Source organism: Amycolatopsis sp. CA-161197 (assembly GCF_050942255.1).
GTDB lineage: Bacteria > Actinomycetota > Actinomycetes > Mycobacteriales > Pseudonocardiaceae > Amycolatopsis.
The window spans coordinates 8,152,030-8,170,997 of the sequence record NZ_CP192059.1 but is presented as its reverse complement, the minus strand read 5'-3'; the positions used below and the strand labels follow the sequence as shown (position 1 = coordinate 8,170,997).

24 protein-coding genes are annotated in these 18,968 nt (G+C 66.6%); 6 read left to right on the top strand and 18 right to left on the bottom strand.

Annotation, left to right across the window (positions count from 1 at the left end; genetic code table 11):
• Positions 1–74: 74 nt before the first annotated feature.
• A complete protein-coding gene (locus ACQPXB_RS38685; RefSeq protein WP_366584126.1) occupies positions 75–335 on the top strand; it encodes a PLD nuclease N-terminal domain-containing protein in 261 nt (86 codons plus the stop codon).
• A 55-nt stretch (positions 336–390) separates the two neighbouring features.
• Here ACQPXB_RS38685 and ACQPXB_RS38680 read toward each other — a convergent pair whose 3' ends face one another.
• On the bottom strand, positions 391–909 hold the full coding sequence (locus ACQPXB_RS38680) for a lytic polysaccharide monooxygenase auxiliary activity family 9 protein (RefSeq protein WP_366584127.1): 519 nt from the start codon (positions 907–909) through the stop codon (positions 391–393).
• Positions 910–1,172: 263 nt separating this feature from the next.
• Between ACQPXB_RS38680 and ACQPXB_RS38675 the strand changes: the two genes are divergently transcribed.
• Positions 1,173–2,534, top strand: a complete 1,362-nt coding sequence (locus ACQPXB_RS38675; protein ID WP_432856950.1) for an NAD-dependent succinate-semialdehyde dehydrogenase — start codon at positions 1,173–1,175, stop codon at positions 2,532–2,534.
• Between the two features lie 38 nt (positions 2,535–2,572).
• Here the strand turns inward: ACQPXB_RS38675 and ACQPXB_RS38670 are convergent, their stop codons facing one another.
• From ACQPXB_RS38670 to ACQPXB_RS38630, 9 genes are all read right to left on the bottom strand, one after another.
• The gene (locus tag ACQPXB_RS38670) at positions 2,573–3,889 is read right to left on the bottom strand and encodes a tyrosine-type recombinase/integrase (protein ID WP_432846625.1); all 1,317 of its coding nucleotides are present in this window, start codon (positions 3,887–3,889) and stop codon (positions 2,573–2,575) included.
• An 84-nt stretch (positions 3,890–3,973) separates the two neighbouring features.
• Positions 3,974–4,186 (bottom strand): helix-turn-helix domain-containing protein, encoded by a 213-nt coding sequence (locus ACQPXB_RS38665; protein ID WP_432846623.1) that lies wholly within the window; start codon positions 4,184–4,186, stop codon positions 3,974–3,976.
• 14 nt (positions 4,187–4,200) lie between these two features.
• Positions 4,201–5,793, bottom strand: coding sequence for a replication initiator (locus ACQPXB_RS38660; RefSeq protein WP_432846621.1), 1,593 nt, complete (start codon positions 5,791–5,793; stop codon positions 4,201–4,203).
• Positions 5,793–6,179, bottom strand: a complete 387-nt coding sequence (locus ACQPXB_RS38655) for a hypothetical protein (protein ID WP_432846620.1) — start codon at positions 6,177–6,179, stop codon at positions 5,793–5,795. The genes ACQPXB_RS38660 and ACQPXB_RS38655 overlap by 1 nt, the downstream gene beginning before the upstream one ends.
• Positions 6,176–7,756 (bottom strand): FtsK/SpoIIIE domain-containing protein, encoded by a 1,581-nt coding sequence (locus ACQPXB_RS38650; protein ID WP_432846618.1) that lies wholly within the window; start codon positions 7,754–7,756, stop codon positions 6,176–6,178. The genes ACQPXB_RS38655 and ACQPXB_RS38650 overlap by 4 nt, the downstream gene beginning before the upstream one ends.
• Before the next feature lie 355 nt (positions 7,757–8,111).
• Complete coding sequence (locus tag ACQPXB_RS38645; RefSeq protein ID WP_432846617.1) at positions 8,112–8,414, bottom strand: AMED_5909 family protein; 303 nt, start codon at positions 8,412–8,414, stop codon at positions 8,112–8,114.
• Complete coding sequence (locus ACQPXB_RS38640) at positions 8,414–8,749, bottom strand: hypothetical protein (RefSeq protein ID WP_432846615.1); 336 nt, start codon at positions 8,747–8,749, stop codon at positions 8,414–8,416. The genes ACQPXB_RS38645 and ACQPXB_RS38640 overlap by 1 nt, the downstream gene beginning before the upstream one ends.
• Positions 8,746–9,201 carry a hypothetical protein gene (locus tag ACQPXB_RS38635; RefSeq protein ID WP_432846614.1) on the bottom strand — a complete coding sequence of 152 codons (456 nt, stop codon included), beginning with the start codon at positions 9,199–9,201 and terminating at the stop codon, positions 8,746–8,748. The genes ACQPXB_RS38640 and ACQPXB_RS38635 overlap by 4 nt, the downstream gene beginning before the upstream one ends.
• A gap of 23 nt (positions 9,202–9,224) precedes the next feature.
• A complete protein-coding gene (locus ACQPXB_RS38630) occupies positions 9,225–9,413 on the bottom strand; it encodes a hypothetical protein (RefSeq protein ID WP_360604568.1) in 189 nt (62 codons plus the stop codon).
• 210 nt (positions 9,414–9,623) lie between these two features.
• Between ACQPXB_RS38630 and ACQPXB_RS38625 the strand changes: the two genes are divergently transcribed.
• Both ACQPXB_RS38625 and ACQPXB_RS38620 read left to right on the top strand, forming a co-directional pair.
• On the top strand, positions 9,624–10,367 hold the full coding sequence (locus ACQPXB_RS38625; protein WP_432846613.1) for an XRE family transcriptional regulator: 744 nt from the start codon (positions 9,624–9,626) through the stop codon (positions 10,365–10,367).
• Between the two features lie 10 nt (positions 10,368–10,377).
• Entirely contained in the window at positions 10,378–10,845 is a 468-nt protein-coding gene (locus tag ACQPXB_RS38620; protein WP_432846611.1) for an NUDIX hydrolase, read from the top strand.
• A gap of 3 nt (positions 10,846–10,848) precedes the next feature.
• Here ACQPXB_RS38620 and ACQPXB_RS38615 read toward each other — a convergent pair whose 3' ends face one another.
• Positions 10,849–11,367 (bottom strand): hypothetical protein, encoded by a 519-nt coding sequence (locus tag ACQPXB_RS38615; protein WP_432846609.1) that lies wholly within the window; start codon positions 11,365–11,367, stop codon positions 10,849–10,851.
• Between the two features lie 43 nt (positions 11,368–11,410).
• Complete coding sequence (locus ACQPXB_RS38610; protein WP_432846607.1) at positions 11,411–12,235, bottom strand: hypothetical protein; 825 nt, start codon at positions 12,233–12,235, stop codon at positions 11,411–11,413.
• A 723-nt stretch (positions 12,236–12,958) separates the two neighbouring features.
• Here ACQPXB_RS38610 and ACQPXB_RS38605 point away from each other — a divergent pair.
• Both ACQPXB_RS38605 and ACQPXB_RS38600 read left to right on the top strand, forming a co-directional pair.
• Entirely contained in the window at positions 12,959–13,354 is a 396-nt protein-coding gene (locus ACQPXB_RS38605; protein WP_432846605.1) for a hypothetical protein, read from the top strand.
• Between the two features lie 10 nt (positions 13,355–13,364).
• Positions 13,365–13,940: a hypothetical protein gene (locus ACQPXB_RS38600; RefSeq protein WP_432846603.1), complete on the top strand. Its 576-nt coding sequence runs from the start codon at positions 13,365–13,367 to the stop codon at positions 13,938–13,940.
• Here the strand turns inward: ACQPXB_RS38600 and ACQPXB_RS38595 are convergent.
• From ACQPXB_RS38595 to ACQPXB_RS38570, 6 genes are all read right to left on the bottom strand, one after another.
• Positions 13,933–14,661 (bottom strand): class I SAM-dependent methyltransferase, encoded by a 729-nt coding sequence (locus ACQPXB_RS38595; protein ID WP_432846602.1) that lies wholly within the window; start codon positions 14,659–14,661, stop codon positions 13,933–13,935. The genes ACQPXB_RS38600 and ACQPXB_RS38595 overlap by 8 nt on opposite strands.
• Entirely contained in the window at positions 14,658–15,248 is a 591-nt protein-coding gene (locus ACQPXB_RS38590; RefSeq protein WP_432846600.1) for a TetR/AcrR family transcriptional regulator, read from the bottom strand. Before ACQPXB_RS38590 ends, ACQPXB_RS38595 begins: the two co-directional genes overlap by 4 nt.
• Positions 15,249–15,253: 5 nt before the next feature.
• The gene (locus tag ACQPXB_RS38585) at positions 15,254–16,114 is read right to left on the bottom strand and encodes an alpha/beta fold hydrolase (protein ID WP_432846598.1); all 861 of its coding nucleotides are present in this window, start codon (positions 16,112–16,114) and stop codon (positions 15,254–15,256) included.
• Positions 16,115–16,214: 100 nt separating this feature from the next.
• Positions 16,215–17,408, bottom strand: a complete 1,194-nt coding sequence (gene rocD / locus ACQPXB_RS38580) for an ornithine--oxo-acid transaminase (RefSeq protein WP_432846596.1) — start codon at positions 17,406–17,408, stop codon at positions 16,215–16,217.
• Between the two features lie 22 nt (positions 17,409–17,430).
• Entirely contained in the window at positions 17,431–18,306 is an 876-nt protein-coding gene (locus ACQPXB_RS38575) for an amino acid ABC transporter permease (protein WP_432846594.1), read from the bottom strand.
• A complete protein-coding gene (locus tag ACQPXB_RS38570; protein WP_366584147.1) occupies positions 18,303–18,947 on the bottom strand; it encodes an amino acid ABC transporter permease in 645 nt (214 codons plus the stop codon). The genes ACQPXB_RS38575 and ACQPXB_RS38570 overlap by 4 nt, the downstream gene beginning before the upstream one ends.
• Between the last annotated feature and the right edge of the window lie 21 nt (positions 18,948–18,968).

Sequence of the window (18,968 nt, the reverse complement as noted above, 5' to 3'; positions counted from 1 at the left end):
GGGTGCGCGGCGCGCGCTCTCATACTGGACCCATCGCGTCCGATGTGGACCGACGAGAACCAGGGAGAGGACCGATGACCATCCCCACCGCGCTGGCCGCCGCAGCCCAGGACGGCCCCCACGCCGCGAACATCGCCGTCGCCGTCGGGATCATCGCGTTGATCCTGACCCCGCTGGTGTTTTTCCTCGCCGCGCTGATCAGCGTGCTCGGCAGCCCGCTGACCGGCGGGATGAAGCTCGTGTGGGTCGTGTTCGCGTTCTGCGCGCCGTTCCTCGGGCCGCTGCTGTGGTTCCTGGTGGGGCGGCGCAGTGCCGAGGCCGCAGCGTATCGCTGAGTCTGTTGTGGACTGGATCGGCGGACGGGTTCGGCGAACCCGTCCGCCGATTTCGTCAGCTCACCTGCAGGTCGACGCAGGAGTAGAACGCGTTGGCAGTGTCGGCGACGTTCCAGATGGCCAGCACGGTCTGGCGCCCCGTGCGGTTGCCCAGGTTCACCGAGTGCGACACGGTGGCCGGCGGCACCTGGTTGTTGCCGCTGAAGCTCGCGACGCGCGTGTTGCCGATGTAGTACTCGTAGGTGCTGGTCTTGTGCCGGGCGGTGAACGTCCAGTTGAACGTGACCGTGCGACCGGTCGCGGTGGCGCGCCAGGGCTTGCTGTTGTCGTTTAGCTCGGCGAAGCGCGCGACGCCGCCGTTGCAGGTGCGCTGGCCCTTCGGGCCTTCCACGCTCTGCGGTTCCCACTTGATGTCGCCGCAGGACACGATGTTCTGCGCGCATTGCGCCTGCCGGCTGGCGGGCGCGTTGACGTAGCCGTGGGCGCTGGCCGTGCCCACGGGGCCGACCAGCACGATCACAGGCGCGATCGCCGCACCGGCGAGGGCGGCCACGAGCTTGCGGTTCGTTTTCATACCGGGCTCCTTCGACAGCGGTGCCCGCTCCCACGGATGGCCTTGAACGGGCGCGATCGAGCCGCCGCGTGGGAGGTGCGCGGGCGGGGAGAGGGGGAGAATGTGGTCTAGACCATACTGGGAAACGGGCGTTTCGGTCAAGAGGTCGCAAACTTCTGGAGTAGTCGGACGACCTTCGCCGGGCTAGTGCATACTGTATGCAGTTTGGTAGCCTGAGCGCGTCCGACCGCTTCGTTCCGTCGAACACGGAGGCTCTCGCCGCGATGTACACCGTCACCGACCCGGCCACGGGTGAACTGATCGAGCAGATCGAGAACTCCACCGACCAGGAGGTGCGCGACGCGATCGCCCGCGTCCACCGCGGCTACCTTTCCTGGCGGGACCGCCCGGTCGCCGAACGCGCCGAGATCGTCGCGCGCGCGGGTGAGCTGTTCGCGGAACGGTCCGACGAGCTCGCCGCGATCATGACCCTCGAGATGGGCAAGCGCGTCAACGAGGGCCGCGGTGAGGTCGGCATCGTCGTGGACATCTTCTCCTACTACGCCGAACACGGCCCGTCCCTCATCGCCGACGAGCCACTGAAGATCCGGGGCGGCGACGCCGTCATCCGCAAGGAGCCGATCGGCGCCCTGCTCGGCGTGATGCCGTGGAACTTCCCCATGTACCAGGTTGCGCGTTTCGTCGCGCCGAATCTGGTGCTGGGCAACACCATCCTGCTCAAGCACGCGTCCATCTGCCCCCGCTCGGCCGTCGCGATCGAACAGGTCCTCCGCGACGCCGGCGTGCCGGACGACGCGTACGTCAACGTCTTCGCCTCGTCGCGCCAGGTCCCCTCGATCCTCGCGGACCCGCGCATCGTCGGCGTTTCCCTGACGGGCAGCGAACAGGCCGGCATCTCGGTCGCCGCCGAGGCGGGCCGCAACCTGAAGCGCTGCGTCCTGGAGTTGGGCGGCTCGGACCCCTTGATCGTCCTCGACACCGACGACTTGGACTCGACGGTGAACGCCGTGGCGACGGCCCGCATGCGCAACTGCGGCCAGTCCTGCAACGCCCCCAAGCGCATCATCGTGGTGGGGGATCTGTACGACTCGTTCGTCGAGAAACTGACCGCACGGGTGGCTTCGTTCTACCTGCCCGGCGACCCCTCCGACCCCTCGACCAAACTGCCACCCCTGGCCTCGGTCTCCGCCGCCGACGAAGTCGCCGCCCAGGTCTCGACGGCCATCGCCCAGGGCGCGGTTCTGCGGACGGGCGGCCACCGCGTGGACGGCCCCGGCGCTTACCTGGAAGCCACCGTCCTGACCGACGTAACCCCCGACATGGACGCCTACCGCGACGAAATCTTCGGCCCCGTGTTCTTGCTCTTCCCGGCCGCTTCCGACGAGGAGGCCATCTCCATCGCCAACGACTCCCCCTTCGGCCTGGGCGCCAGCGTCTTCGGCACCGACCCGGCCCGCATGCGCGCGGTGGCCAACCGCATCGAGTCGGGGATGGTGTACTTCAACAAATCGGGCGGGTCGCAGGCGGATCTGCCTTTCGGCGGGATCAAGCGCTCCGGGATGGGCCGGGAGCTGGGCCCGTTGGGGATCGAGGAGTTCATGAACAAGAAATCTATACGCCTCTGACCTGCTGTTTTGTTGCGTTTGACCCTCTCAGGCCGTCGTCAGGCCGTCGCGGATTCGTCCGTGGCGGCCCGGCCGGCCGCTCGGGGCGTGAACACTTTGTTGGCCGCCGCCCGCGCCCGCTTGTGGCTCGACGGCACGAGGTGGGTGTAGATGCGGAGGGTGTAGCCGGGGTCGTGGTGGCCGAGGTACTCCGCCACTTCCTTGATCGACACGCCTTGCGCGAGCAGTGTGGAGGCGTAGAAGTGGCGCATGGCGTGCATCCCGTCGCGCCGGTCCACGTAGTCCAGCCCCGCTGTCCCGAACGCTGACTTCCACTCGTTCTTGGTGAAGTTGGCTCCCTGGGTCACGTGCCAGACCGGCTTGTTGCGGTACTTGCGGGTCCGTCGAAGCGCCCGGCTGATCAGCACCCGAAGGGTCTCGGGACGGCCGCCAGGTTCGAGCCAGGGGAGCGTGAGCGTCATGGGCTCGCGCAACGACATGTGGTCGTCGACGGCATCGAGTACGCCCGCGCCGAGCGGGACCACTCGGGTCTTGCCTCCCTTGGGCGGCGAGAAGACCGGTTGCCCGCCGATCCATCGGATTTGCCGTTGAACGTTGACGATCATCTCGTCGCGGTCGATGTCGTCCGGGCTGAAGCCGAAGATCTCCATTTGCCTCAGCCCGAGGCCGGCACCCAACGGCACGATGACGGTGTACTCCCGCGGCAGCGCGAGCTGGACCGAATGCACCCGCGATTCCGGCCACGGGATCACCTTGCGCTGCACCGGCTTCGGCCGCTTGATGCTCTTGGCCCGGCAGGGATTCGAGCGGATCTTCTTGTCGTCGGCTGCGGCTTGGAGGATCGCCGAGACCGTGTCGAAGAGGACCGCTCGGTACGAGGCCATGAGCCCGCGTCCGCCCTCGATCTTCGGCCGCTCCAGCCAGTCGAGCCAATCCCGGATGGTGTCGGTCTTCTCGACGACCTTGAGCGGCTTGTCGCCGAGGAACGGGAAGATTCCGGTCTTGAGGTGGCTGTTCACCGTCTGCCGGGTACCGGCGTCGGCTGACTGTCCTTTCTGCCATTGTGCGGTGTAGTCACGGAACTTCTCGGCGCCTGACTCCGGCGTGATGTACTCGCCGGTCATTACGTCGTGCTGCATCTTGGTCAGGAAGGCTTTCGCCTTCGTGAGTTGCTTGTCAGGGAAGGCTTTGGACCGCTCCTTGTCTTCGGCGTCGTAGTACCGGACCTTGTAACGCTCGCCTTGACCGAACAGCTCAGTCTTCTCCCTGACGGGATGGCCCTTGGCGTTGAAGACAAGCTTGCCGTTCTCGTCTTTCTTCTGCCGCCACCAGCGATCCTGAACGTGTCCCTTCATGTCACCTCCTGGGTGTTGGGGCAACGACCGATCCCCGTGCCTCTTGATCCGAGACACGGGGAAGGCCGTCGCCGGGGTGTGCGGCTATGCCGCTTCTGCCGATTCGTCGAGCGTCTTGAGCCATCGACGTACCGCGTCAGGGTCGTACCTGACGTGCTTTCCGATCTTCATCCACGACGGGCCGTAGCCCTTGAAACGCCAGTCGCGCAGGGTCTTCGCCGGGATGCCCAGGAACGTCGCGAGGACGTCGGACGACCACAGGCCCTCGACACTCACCACCTTGACTTGTGCTTCCATCGAGCCCCCTTCCGTCATGCGGCCTCCCGAGTTGCCGAAGTTTCTGGCGGTCCGGCTGCGAGTAGCGCCCGGTCGTATTCGGCCTTCCAGGTGATGCGCTCGGCGATGGCGTGCATGACCAGGTGCGGCCGGGGTGGCACGTGCGGGTCGACGGAGTCGACCTTGCGCCAGACGAGCCGGGTCGGGTCGGGTTGTGGTTTCTCGATTCCGACAGCGGCGAGCGCCTGGATGACGAACGCCTTGCGGTCGGCCTTGTGATCCACGAGCGTCTTGCCCGACCATTTCCGCGACACCAGCACCCGACGACCTGGAAGACCGAGGGTGGTCCGCCGGTGCGCGCGTCCCTTGCAGTGGCCCGGGGTGGTCTTGCCGTTGGCGCCCTTGGGCTGGATTCCGTAGAGCAGCCAGACCGCGCACCGGGGCGAGCACGGGGTGATGGCCAGCTCGGCGTGCAGCCGGTCGTGGTGATCGACCAGCGCCGCCGTGTCGGCCTCGACCACTTCGCCGGTCGACTTGGTCAAGTACTTGGTGAGGTAGCCGATATGGCGGCCGGCCTCTTCCGTCCCGCCCAAGATCCCCTTGGAGTGCACCTGCCGGCCGAAGGTCACCACGTGCGCCGGGTCCTCGACCTGGTTGACCGCGTCAACCCAGGACACGAGCGGTTGCCGGGTCACGGGGTCGATAAATCCACGTTCCGGCCCATCCCAGGCCGGGAGCCGGTCGGCGTAGACGATCTCGTTGTGACTCGGCCACCAGACCTGGTGATAGGTGGCCTCGGTGACCTGCCGGATCACGTCGTGCGGCACCGATCCCCGGATGGCCGCGTGCAGGTGCGGCGCAGTCCGCTTCTGCGGCTCGACGGTCGCGAAGTACTGCACATCCCAGCCGACGACCCGGCGCAGGTTCTGCCACCACCGATCCACCAGCGCCGAGAAGTGCACTGCGTCCCGAGCCGCCCGCCGGTAGTCATAGGCGGTCGGATTGACCGGGGCACCATCACCGCGGACCGGGCCGTAGGTGTCGCACGTGAGCGTGACGAACATCGACGGCCGGAACTTGCCCGCGTACTCCCTTCCGACCGTGGTTTTGGCGACCTTCCGGCGAGGCAGGTTCGGCGCGTCCTGCCGCCGCTTCGTCGAACGCTTCACCACCTTCCGAGCGGGCAGTTCGACACCTGGCAGCCGACCCCGGACGCCGAGTTGCCGAAGTTCCTCATCCACGCCCCGGATCTCGTCCCGCAGCTCTTCGGCTTCGGCCGGATCCTGGTCGACGACGTCTCGGTACGCTGCGACCAGGTCGGCCCGGAACGTCAACAGCTCCGTCTGGTCCTCGGTGGGTTCCGCCGGGGTGAGGTTGGGTTCTTCGGTCATGTGCCAGCCTTCGCGGCACTGGACTTGCCGCAGCGCCTTCGCCTTGCGGGCACAGGGCAGGCACACCGATTCCACGGTGGACCCGCACGGGACGGGGACGTAGCGGATTTCTCCGGTGTCCTGGTCGCCGACCTCCATCGTGAACGGCCGCACGCACACTCCGTGCTTCTCCGCCGTCGCCCGGATCACGTCATCGGCCAGGGGCGCCCGCATCCGCTCGGCACGTGTCTCGCTCATCAGGCAGCCACCTCCCCAGGAGCCGCCCAACCCCGCAGCAGGTAGACCGGCATCGATTGCTTGGCCCCGGCCGGGAGGTCGGGGAACGTGCTGGGGTCGAACGGGACCGCCCCGTAGACCCGCATCGGGATCCCGCACGGGGTCCGGCCGGTGATCGACAGGTGCACCGACACGCCGTCGCTCACGCGCCATACCGTCGCGCTGACGTCGTCGAGGGTGTTCGCCCACACCAGCAGGGCACGGGCGACCTGAGGCAGCCCGTCGACGTCCAGTTGAACCGTGATCGGCCGCGACCACGCGGTGACGTCCAGCGACGCGACCGGCGGTAGCTGGTGCAGGTCGAGGTGGTCACGGATGGCGTCGAGGAAGATCATCAGCGAGTTCACGCCGCCACCCCCTCGCTGCCGGAGGGACGACGCCGGTCGGCGAGGTTCACCACGCCGCCGTTGGTGACGTAGTGCTCCAGTGCCTTGACCGTCTCGTCCGACACCCAGCCCGCGCGCACCCGCAGCGGCTCACGGATGCCCTCGCCCCACACGTAGCCCACGCCGGTCTCGGCGTCCCCGATGCGATTCGCCCACGCGCCCCGCTCGTAAGCTCCGTCGCCGAGGACCATGCCGACGTGGGTCTTGGAGGTGACCCGCAGGCACACGCGCCGGGTGAACAGCTCGCGCACAGGGACGGTGTCCTTCGTCGGTTCCTGCACATAGCCCCGAACCGAGAGGCCCAACGCCCGCCCTTGCGTGTTGAGGACCGCGACGTGTTCCACAATGGACTCGCGGGTCTTGCGGTCGGTGTACCGCGTGAGTGCTCCGATCTCGTCGAACTCCAGGAGCTCCAGCGGGTACGCCGTCGAAATCGGGACGTCGCGGGTCACTCCGGCGAACTCGCGTTTGCGCTTCTCCAGTTCGTCCCGCAGGCCCTCCAGCAGCTCCAGGGTTTCCTTACCCGTCACGGCGTAGCGCGCGAAGATCCGGCGCCCGTACGCGAGTTCCATGCCCTTCGGGTCGACACCGGACACCCGCACCACGCCGGAACGGATGGCCGAAGCCGCGGAGACCAGCGGGCACCACATGACCGAGTTCTTGCCCGCGCCGCTCGCCCCGGCGACCAATGTGTGGGAGCCAGGACCGGCCAGCGGCAACAGCCACGGCTTGCCGTACTCCGTGGTCCCCGCGAACACCTTGCGCAGGTCAACCCCGGTGCCGTCTGCGGCAACCAGGTCAGGCAGCGGCAGACACCGCACCGGCGACGCGAGCAGATCCCGGCGCATGAAGTCCAGCGACACGACGTCAGGCGCGATCTCCCGCACCTGGACTCGCGTGACCTTGCGCGCGGTGGCCAACGCGCGGGCGGCGTCGTCGAAGTCCTCGGGCTTCTGGCCCGCGACGAGCTGAATGCGGACCTCGTCCCAGGACGGCCCTGAACGGACCCGCAGGACCTTGGGCACTGCCACGCCGGCCTGATGACGGGCCTTCGCCACGGCGTCCCGCTTACGCCGCCGCGACACCAGGTTCACGGTCACGTCCACGGGGATGGCCTCGTCGCGGATCGACAGGCCGCAGGCGTGAAGCCAGTCCGGAAGCTTCCGGCCGTAGACGGCCCAACGCAGCCACCAGGAGCGCATCCAGCGGCCGCACCAGCGATCGAAACCCTCGACGTTCAGGTACCGCCACACCAGAGCCGTCAGCCCGAGCGTGCCGCCGACGACAACGAACGAGAGCCAGCCCCACCAGTACCACCACGCCGTCAGGGCGAGCACCGCGAGGCAGGAGCGCCAGCGGGTCACCAGTTGCCTAACAACCCAGCCAGCTGCACGGACCAACGACCAAACGGCGATGCCGACGACCGCAAGCGCCGCCAGGGTCTCCGCGATGGCCGCGAACGCCCGACCAAGCTTCGCCAGCAGCCACAGCGCCACGGCGAGACCTCCGGTGATGAAGACGAGTGTCACCGCGTTCATCGGCGCTCACCACCTTCGTGGCGCGAGCCGGTATCTCCCGGCAGCGTCAGGGAGAGGGGGAGCATTCCCAGGCACGATGAACATTCCGTTTCGCCGGGCAGCAGCCGAGCGAATCGCTTACAAGTCGCGCAACGCATCCGGGTGACCCCCGTTGACGACGACTGCGCCTTGACCGTTATGGTTTCCATTGTTCACTTCTCCAGTGGACAGACGCAGAACCGGGTGAAGGTTGGTAGCCAGAAGGCCGGTTCTGCGTTCTAACGGGACATTTATGGGCACGTGGGGACGCGTTTAACACGACACGCGTCCCCACGTGTTTTTCGATTTTCTTTTGTGCGTGATCGGCGTCAGGACGTCATCGAGCCGACGGCGGAACCTCCTGTCCCGCAGGAGACTTGCCGAGGCGGAGCGCCTCTTCCCGTGCCGCGTCGGCCATCCGCTGTTCGTAGCCGACGAAGTACAGCGCCTCGTGGTGGTGCCCACGATCGATGTCCGCGATCCGCTCGTACATCCGCTTGTTCTCCAGGTGGAACGCGATCACCGTGGACGGCGGCGCATCCGTTGGCGGATACCGGGACTGAACCCACTGGTGGGCGCCGTACAGTGTCGTCGGCGCGTCCGAGCTGGTCCCGGGCTTCGAGTTCCGCTCTGAGGTCATCACCGCTGCGCCCTCCAGATTCGGCCGGCATCGGCGGACCCTCCGCACGGGTTCGGGACTTCACCGACGCCGAGCGAGATCGCCTGCGCCTCGAACTCCGCCGCAGCAAGCTCAACAGCAGCTAGGCACCACCACGGAAAGCCCCGTGCTGCCAACAGATCCCGGTACACGGCGGCTATTCTCTTCGCGGCGTAGCCGAGCTGCTCCCGCACGGCAGGGCTGCTCTCGCGGTGCTCCAGCGTGTAGAGACGCGAGTAGTCCTGATACGCCTTCGTCCAGGCGCCCACCAGGTCAGCGGGCGCGCTCGTCACGCTCTCGGTCAGCTGCACAGTCATGCGGCCTTGCTCGTGTCATCCGAGGCCGCCGAGGAGCGCGCCGACTTGCCAGCGGACGCCGCCGCCTTGAAGCCCGTCGCGCGGAACACGTACGTCTGGTACTTGAACTCCCCTTGCCCGCCGACGCGAGGCTCGGCCGTCAGCCCTTCCAGTTCGATCGGCCGCATGCCCGGCAGCACCTCCGACGTCGTCGGAACCGGCTGCACGTCGGCGAGGAACGTGATCTCGAACGAAGCGCGCTTCGCCTTCTCCTCGCCGAGGTCGGTGACCGTCGCCTTCCACTGCCGCTTGCCCGTCGCCTCGTCGACGCGCTGCCTCACCGGCCGATTGGCCGCCCGATCCTCACGCGACTGGAATTCGTTGTCCGGCGCCACGTCGCCGACCATTACAAGTCCACGCGGAAACGCGTCGTCGAAGTTGATGCCGAACCTGAAACCACGCTCAATAGCCATGAGATGAACCCCTCGGTTGATGTTTAGCTCGCTTGTATGGCGTCTCGCGCCTTTTCCAACTCGGGTAACAGAACCGTCAGCGCGTCGAGGTCGATCAGCACCACAACCGGGAACGCTTTGCCGAACCGCACCTCGACGCGGTTCGCGTATGCCAGCGGCTTCACGCGAATCGGCAAGTCCGCTCCGACGTGGAGCTGCACCGTGTCACGCATGACTGACCCATCCGCGCACCGGCGGCCCTTCTTTCGAGCTGTCCCAGTCCGGTGTCACCAGCAATCCCCTTCCTCCGCTTCGCCGGACCGACTCCGGCACGCTAGGGACCACTCTCCGCAGATCAGAGGGACATGATCACTGCACAGCAGGACTTCTAGGGACGTCCCTGGTACGGTTGAAGTCGTCCCTAGAAGTCCCGAGGAGGGCCGATGCCGAACGAACGCCTGCGTGACGCGCTCCTGCGCAACGGGTTCGACCCCGAGCAGGTGGCTAAGGCGCTCGACGTCGATCAGAAGACCGTGGAGCGCTGGATCAGCAAGGGGCGCACGCCGTACCCGAAGTACCGGCACAAGCTCGCGGCGCTCACCAAGGAGTCGGAAACCTACCTCTGGCCGGGCTCAATCGCGCCAGAGCGCAAGGTGGAGACGGCCACCGCCGAACTGGTGCAGGTCTTCCCGCACCGCAACGCCGTCCCCGTCGAACTCTGGGACCGCATCATCCGCGACGCGACCAGCGATATTGAGATCCTGGTTCACGCGGGCCTCTTCCTCATCGAGCGCCCACGCTTCGTCAGGGACCTGGCGGCGAAGGCCAAGGTCGGCGCATCCATCCGGCTCATCTTCGGCGACCCCGAGGGCGATTCGGTCGCCCTCCGTGGAGAGGAGGAGCAGCTAGGTGACGGGACCTTGCCGGCCCGGATCCGGAACGCTCTCGCCTACTACAAGCCGCTGGTCGGCGTCGACGGCGTCGAGATGCGCTTCCACAACACGACGCTCTACAACTCCATCTTCCGCTTCGATGACGAGATGATCATCAACACGCACGTCTACAGCTTTCAGGGTGCACACGCGCCGTCACTGCACCTACGCCGTCTCTCTGGCGGGGACCTCTTCGAGACGTACTCGGAGAGCTTCGAGACCGTCTGGAACCTCGCCAAGCCCGCCACCGTCTAGGAGGCAGCACATGACCCGCGTTGACTACTACAACGACCCGAACGCCCCCAAGGCCAACAGCATCGTTGTCGCCGTGTCGGCCTTTATTCAGGACGACGAAGGCCGGATCCTGATGATCCGCCGGACCGACAACGATCTGTACGCGATCCCGGGCGGGCAGCTTGAGCTAGGCGAGACTCTTGCCCAAGCGGCCGTACGCGAAGTTCGTGAGGAAACCGGAATCGAGTGCGAGGTTACAGGAGTCATCGGTTTGTTCTCAAACCCCGACCATGTCATTGCCTACAGTGACGGCGAAGTCCGCCAGGAATTTTCAATCTGTTTTCGTGCAAGCCCTTGCGGAGGAAAGCTGCGAACAAGCAGTGAAAGCAAAGAAGCGAACTGGATACCACTGCCCCAGGTGGCGGAATTGTCAATTCACCCGTCCATTAGGCTACGAATTGAACACGCACTAAGCAGCAACACTGTCTTCTTTTCCTGAGGGCTACAGCTCAGGTAGTACTTCATCAAGTACTGCGAATACCCAGCCGGTCAACTTTCTAACCTTTTCTTGCAAAGTTCCAGCATGGAATGCACTACTTCCCGCGGAATAAGTCTGTCTACCAATCTGTCCCACTAGCTCATCGATAAGCTGATCGACGCCCTTGGCTTGATCTTTACTGCCCCCTCTTTGCTGAACGGCATATCGAATCCTTTCGCTTTGTGTTGAGTTGACCTTACCTCCCTGCTGCACCCCTTTGAACCATTCTTGCTTTCTCACCTCGTCTTCGGGTGCCAGCAATTGGACCGTTGCTCGCATTACTTCCCTGACTTCTCCGGCTGGCCCGATGTAACTAAGCCGCGTGTGATCATTCAAGTCTTTGAGTGCTTGCTCCAATGAATCGGCAAAAGTTCCAGACTGTCGGCGCAGACGGTCGAGAATATTCGCGTCCCTAGCTGAGAGCGGCCCCCTCGCTGGCATGGTAGGCTGGTTGCTTCGCGCCGGCGGCTGGCGGACCCGCAACTGAAACTCCTTGACTCTTCTCAAGAAGTCTGGATCGGGGCCGTTAGCTAGCGCCACTGGAATCGTCCTCCGACTTTCCATCATTCAGAATGTAACGCCTCATGTTCCGAAAGATGTCCTCAATGGTCTCCGAGGATGCATCGGCAGCGATATGTATCTCAATGTTTACGTGAACGCCAGGAGTTACCGACACGCCGATCTGAGGCGTTGGCTTCAGAACCGCATTCGCAGGACCGCTGCCATTTTCGTGGATTTCTTCTCCAGAATTTAGCGAAGGCGAATCGCTAGAATCCGGAACATCGCTGTTCGACCCGGACTTTGCACCAGTGAGGTCTACGTAACGCTTTCCGTTCCATTCACGAATGAAACCGAGATTCCGAGCATCATCGACAATCTGGCTCAACACACTCTCAGTGCGATCGGACGGTACGCCCATCTCTTGGAGCATATTCTTTGCTATATTGTCAGCTGGCATTGCTGCGCCATCGTAATGACGCAGAAAGGCGCCCACGACCTTTGGTTGCAGCGCGGCCTCCCTCTTGGCGGCAAGGTCATCACCCTCGGTAATAGGTCTGACAATCCGTAGCCCGATTGGAGTGAGGGCGATCTCTGGTGCCTGCGCAGCACCGTTTGTGAGGCCGTATGCGACTGCGGCACCAGTAATGGCCCTAAAGGGGCCTGACGTCGGGGCCATTCCCATCGCCTCGGCCACGTTCAAGGGGCGAGTCGGCTTGTAGGCGTAGTTCTCTGCGATTGCCCGGGGAACTCGCAATGCCTGCTCTAGGCTGCAGCTTGGTACGTCCTCTTGCAGTAGGCGTGATTTGCGTTGCTTTGCCTTCTCGGTCGATTCAGGCTCCGTCGCGGCCACGTTCATCTCCTATGCACTCGTTGCCGAATTTGGCTCTATGGGATCAAGGCGCCGCCGACGGCGGCGCGGGGTTGCGCGGCGTTCGGCGGGTCCGCCCGGTGCGACACGGACGGCCTGCCGCTCCGCTCCGGCCGCCGGTCGCGGGGCGGCCCGCCGGAGGTGCCGGCGAGCACAGCGCCGCCGTCAACGGCGAGTGATCCAATGACGCGCATGCGGGCAAAGTCGCCCAAGCGGTCCAGACCGTTACAGCCCGCTCGTCATCCGTTGCGGCCCGCTTCCTCGTCAGCGATCGTTTAACACCGCCTCGACGCCATCAAGGGCGCCTACGGCGTCGCTGCGCGATGGTCGCAAGCGCCCACCCTTGACGGCGCCGAGACGGTGCTAAAGGCGGCAGGGACGAGGATGGCGGGTTGGCCTGGCCGCCACTCAGAGGGCGGGCAGACGAAGAGGGCCAGGCCGTCACCAGGCCGTCAGACGTCAAGATCGGTCCGGACGCGACCGGACCCAACCGAAGCAAACGAGCAGGTCAGAGGCGGTGCACTCACGAACGTCCCCAGGCCCACAGACCGCCTGGATAGTTCATGAACAAGAAATCGATCCGGTTGTGAGCTGCCGGGTTGTTGTTCTCGGCCTTGGCAGGCCGTCCTCAGGCCGCCATGGATTCATCCGTGGCGGCCTGGTCGACGGTGTGTTCTTGCTGGTTTTTCTGGCGTGGGTGCTCGGGTGATCGAGTCCGCCGACGAGTTCGCTCGGCTGTGCCGGAGCCCGGATCCAGGGGAGCGCCGCAGGGCCGCGGTGGACGAGGCATCCGAGCAGGTGTGGATGGACGTCGTTCATCGCTATCCGGACGAGCGGGTGGGAGTCGTGCAAAACAAGACTGTTCCGCTCGCGGTGCTGGAAGTTCTTATCGGCGATCCTGATCCTCGCGTACGCCACATGGTGGCGATGAAGCGAAAGCTCACGCCGAGTCTTCTCGAACGCCTGGCCCGAGATCCCGACGAAGGCATCAGGATGAGAGTCGCGCTGCACAGGAACACTCCCAGGGCGATGTTGGAGTCTCTGCGAAAAGACCCCTGGCACCAGATCCGTGCGACCGTAGAGGACAGATTGGGAAGTTGATGGGGGTGCCGTGGCGTTCGAATACCTGGCCGATACCAGCGTGGCGGAGTGGCTTGCCCGAACCGGGACGCCGGATGAGCAGCTGATTCTCTTCGGTCCGGCAGGCTATGAAGCGTACGCACGGCTGCGGTTCATCCCGGATCCAGAGCGGCCCGGCCAGCAAGAAGCCGATGTGCGGCTTCCTGAAGACCACCAGTCCGACATACAGCAGGCACGGCGAGCGCTCCACGAGCTCAGCCGGCTTACCGAGACGCCCGACGAGTGCTACTTCTGCGTCTGGGAGGGGTACTCCGACGTGACGCCGCAAGGCGAGACCCTTTTGGCCCTCCCGTGTCGGCGCTACTGGTTGCTCAGAGGAACCGTGAACGACCTTGACGACTGGGAAACAGAACTGGGCACCGGCGGCCCCATCGCCCCACCGGCGTTCGTGTGGCCGGCGGACCGCAGCTGGTGCTTTGCCAGTGACGTCGATCCGCACTGGGCCGGGATCGGGGCGACGAGCCAAGCCATCGAGCGCCTGGTCGACACGCCAGGGATCGACGTCGTCGAGGCGCGGCCCGAGGAGCGGCAACCGCTGTTCAGGTAGTGATCAACCGGAAACCGACGTCCAGGGAATCCCGACTCAGCAGGTCGGCATGCCGCCGCTGCCAGGCGCCGGAGGTCAGGTCGGCGTGCAAGGACGCGATGCCGCGGGCCACGGCCGCCGGCGGGGTTTGCGCGAGGGCCGAACAGGAGCGGCGGACGCGCTCGTCCAGGTATGCCGACGGGCGGCGCCAATGAGCGGGGTACACGCCGTCCTGGAAGTCCCACGGAACGGGCAGCACCTCGACCGCGGACGCGGCCAGTTCGGTGGCGATGTCGGTGGCGGAGGGGCGGGAGCGTTCCAGCGAAGCGACTTCCGGGATGTATTCGCGCGTGAGCCAGAAGTCGGCGTGCAGGCGCGTGTCGTAGGCCAGGACGACTTGGCGCGAGGCGACGCGGCGGAGTTCGGCGAGGCCGCGGCGCCAGTCGAGCCAGTGGTGGACCGTTAGGACGGCCAACGCGACGTCGGCGGAGGCAGAGCGCAAGGGTAGGTGTTCGGCGACGGCCTGCACCGCGGGGGCCAAGGCGGGAGGGCGCTGCGCGAGCATGCGGCGGGAAGGTTCGACGGCCGCCACGGTCGCAGGTGGTTCGTAGGAACCCGTGCCGGCGCCGACGTTCACGACCGAAGCCGCGGGGCCGATCGCCGCGAGAATGCTGGCCAGCCAGCGAGGGTCGGTGCGGCGGCCGAGGGAGTAGTCCTTGCCGATGCTGTCGTAGATGGTCATGAGCGCAGCAAAGAGCCCAGCCAGCCCGCGAAAACCACCTGCGTCTCAGCCAACACCGCCGCCTGATCCGAAGCCGAAGCGATCATCCGCGCCGCCTCCATCACGGCGCTCAGGATGAGCTGCGCGAGAGTCCCGATGGGCATGTCCACGATCAACCCCGCCGCATGGGCCGAAGTCAACGCCGACACCAGCAGCCCCAAGCCGTACTCGCCTTCGATTTCGCGCCAGGCGTCCCAGCCCAGCACGGCGGGGGCGTCCGTGAGGGAGATGCGCTGGACCTCCGGGCGCAGACACGCCTCCAGGAACGTCCCCAGCGCCGTCGTCATGCCCGCCAAGGGATCGGCGGACGCGGTCATCACCGCCGAGACCTCCGCCGTGAGCTCGCGTTCAACCGACTCCACCACGGCCCGGAACAGGCCCAGCTTGTCGCCGAAGTGGTGGTAGAGCGCGCCGCGCGTGACGCCGGCGGTGCGGGTGATCTCTTCGGCCGGGACGTCGTGGTAGCCGCGCGTGCCGAAGAGCTCGCGGGCGGCGCCGACGAGGGCGGCGCGCGTGCTGTCGGAACGTTCCTGCTGAGTGCGTCTCACCCGGCCTAATCTGCCATGACGCTCGCGAACTCGACGATGTGCCCGGCCAGCACCTCGGGCTGGTCCTCGGGGACGAAGGTGTACGAGTCTGCGATCTCCACAACTCGAGCATCCGGCAACAGCGAGGCCAGCCGGTACGCGAAGCGCACGGGGAACAGCTTGTCCTCCGTCGCCCACGCCAGCAGCACCGGGCGGGAGAACGAACGCAGCTGCTCCGCCGCGGCCAGGGTCAACCGCGGGTCCACCGAGCGCAGGAGCTTCCGCAGGTCCCGCTGGACACCGCGAGATCGGCGCAGGCGAAGCAGGTACGCCGACGCCACCGCCGGATCCAGCGGCTTCTTCGTCACCCAGCCGAACAGCAGCGGCAACGGCCACAACGCCCGCACCCGCAACAGCTGACCCAGCACGGCCATCGACCCCGGCACCTTCGCCAACGTCGGCAGCGGCTTGAAGATCGGCGGGAAGAAGTACTCGAAGCTGTCCGACGGCGTCAGCACGACCCGGCCGACGCGCGCCGGATGCCGCGCGAGCAGCAGCTGAGTGATGGCGCCGCCGGTGTCATTGGCCACCAGGGTCACGTCGTGCAGGTCGAGGGCCTCCAGGAAATCGCCCAGCAGCGTGGCCACGCCGGGAGCGCTCAGGTCCGCGTCGGAACGAAGCGGGATCTCGTGCGCGCCCAGCGGTAGATCCGGGGCCAGGCAACGGAACCCGGCCTCCGCGATGGTGGGCACGACCTTGCGCCACAGCAGCGCGTTGGTGAGCACCCCGTGCACGAAGACCACGGGCTGACCCGTGCCGCGTTCGTAGTAGCGCACCTCGCCCTGCGGCAGGCGGATGCGGTGGTCCTGTCCGAGTGAGGAAGTCATGCGACCAAGATACATACATACAGTCTGTATGTAAATCAAAAGCGGACACGACTGTGCCCGCCACCCCCGGAAGGTGTGGCGGGCACCAGTGCGAACAAGCTCAGCCCAGTTCGGCCGCCAGCTGCGCAACGCCCCAGCGCAGGTCCTCTTCGGACACCACGAGCGGCGGAGCCAGCCGGATCGTGCTGCCGTGTGCGTCCTTCGCCAGCACCCCGCGGCGAAGCAGGCCTTCGCAGACGTCCCGGGCCGTGCGGCCGCGCACGTCGATGCCGGCCCACAGGCCGCGCACCCGCACCGCGTCGACCGCCGAAGAGGGCAGTTCGGACAGGACCGCAGCAAAGACCCGGCCCAGCTCCTCGGCCCGGCGCTGCGGCTCACCCGTCTTCAGCTTCCGCACCACCGCCGTCCCGACGGCGCATGCGAGCGGGTTGCCGCCGAACGTGCTGCCGTGCTCACCCGGCCGGAACACGCCCAGTACGTCGCGCCGCGACACCACGGCCGACACCGGCAGGATGCCGCCGCCCAACGCCTTGCCGAGCACGTACATGTCGGGCACGACGTCCTCGTGGTCACACGCGAACGTGCGCCCGGTCCGCCCGAGCCCGGACTGGATCTCGTCGGCGATGAACAGCACCCCGGCCTCGGAGCAAATGGACCGAACGGCACGCAGATACCCGTCAGGCGGCAGCACCACACCGCCCTCACCCTGGATCGGCTCGATCAGCACCGCCACCGTCTCCTCGTCCACCGCGGACCGCAGCGCCTCCGCGTCGCCGAACGGCACGGTCACGAACCCCGGCGTGAACGGGCCGTGGTCGGCCGTGGCCTCGGGGTCGTCGGAGAACCCGACGATCGTCACGGTCCGGCCGTGGAAGTTGCCGCCCGCCACCACGATCTTCGCGCGCCCGGCCGGCACGCCCTTCACGCGGTAGCCCCACTTGCGCGCCGTCTTGATGGCCGTCTCCACGGCCTCGGCGCCGGTGTTCATCGGCAGCACCATCTCCATGCCGCACAGCTCGGCGAGCTCGGAGGCGAACGTGCCCAGCTGGTCGTGGTGGAACGCGCGGCTGGTGAGGGTCAGCCGGTCGAGCTGGGCGTGGGCGACGGCCAGCAGCTCGTCGTCACCGTGGCCGAAGTTCAGTGCGCTGTAGCCCGCGAGCAGGTCGAGGTAGCGCCGGCCTTCGACGTCGGTGACCCACGCGCCCTTGCCTTCCGTGAGCACCACGGGCAGCGGGTGGTAGTTGTGGGCCAGTGCGGCTTCGGCGCGTTCGATCTCTTCGCCGGTGATGGACATTTCTCTCCGCTTCAAGGAAAACTCAGACGAGGGTGCCGGCCGGCTGCGACGCCGCCGGCTCGGGTTCGGGCTCCGGCGCCGGCCGGTCCGGGCGGCGCCGGACCTTCTTCGGCCGGTCGAGCAGCTCGGCGACGCGGGAGAGCCCGAAGTTGATGACGATGTAGATGACCGCGGTGAACGCGTAGGTCTGCAGGAAGTTGGCGTTGAACTCGCCGATCACCTGCCCGTCGCGCAGCAGCTCGGGGTAGCCGACGACGTAGCCGAGGCTCGATTCCTTCAGTGTGCGGATCACCTGCGTGACCAGCGCCGGGCGCAGCGCCCGGAACACCTGGGGCAGCACCACGAGCAGCATCGTCTGCCCGCGGCGCAGGCCGATCGCCGCGGCGGCGTCGAACTGGCCGCGGTCCAGCGAGTTCACGCCGGCGCGGACGATCTCGGCGAAGACCGCGCCGGCGTGCAGCACGATCGGGATGGTCAGGACCCAGAACGGCGGGAGGTTCCAGCCGAACATGGGCAGGCCGATGAGGAAGAAGTACACGAGCAGGATCAGCGGGATCGCGCGGAAGAGCTCGATCAGGCCGGCGCACGGGATCGAGACCCACTTGTGCGTGGAGAGCCGGCCGAGGCCCATCAGCGTGCCGAACACCAGGGAGATCGCGGCGCCGGTGAGGCCGACCTCCAGCGTGGTCAGCAGGCCCTGCAGCAGGTAGCGGATGTTCGACCACTCGATGAGCGGCTCCCACAGACGCGCGGTGAGCTGCTGCACGTGGGCGAGCTGGGCGATGGCGCCGGCCACGATGCCGATCAGTGCGAGGACGGCCACGACGGTGGCGATCTTCAGCCGCTTCTGGCCTCGGGGCCCGAGTTCGTCGAAAAGGGCGGGGGAGCGCGACTTCATCGTCGGATGCGAACCTTCCGTTCGACGACGCCGGTCAGCTGGCCGATCGTCAGGGTGATCAGGAGGTAGCCGATGACCGCGGCGATGAAGGTCGGGACCGGCTGGGCGAAGTCGAGGTTGAACTGACGCGCCGAACCGGTGAGCTCCTGGACACCGACCGCCGCGCCGAGTGCCGAACCGAGGCACACGTTGATCAGGATGTTGCCCAGCGGCTGCACCATCGACCGGAACGCCTGCGGCAGCACGACCTGCCGCAGGACGCCCGAGAAGGTGAGGCCGATGGCGCGCGCCGCCTCGATCTGGCCGAGCGGCACGCCGGCGATGCCGGAGCGCACCGTTTCGCAGATGTAGGCGCCGAAGTACAGCCCCAGCCCCAGCACGACCGACCCGAACAGCGGGACGGTCGCGCCGAGGTAGGGCAGGCCGAAGACCACCATGACCATCACCAGCAGCATCGGCGAGTTGCGCAGGCAGTGCACGTAGAACCCGGCGGCCGCCCGCAGCGGCCCGATCGGGCTGACGCGGCAGACACCCAGCAGGGTGCCGATCACCAGCGCCAGCGGAAACGCGATCGCGGCCAGCTCGAGGGTCGTCAGCAGACCGGTCAGCAGCTCACCGAGGTGCGCGAAGAGCACGGACATGGGGTCTCCGATTTCGGGGTT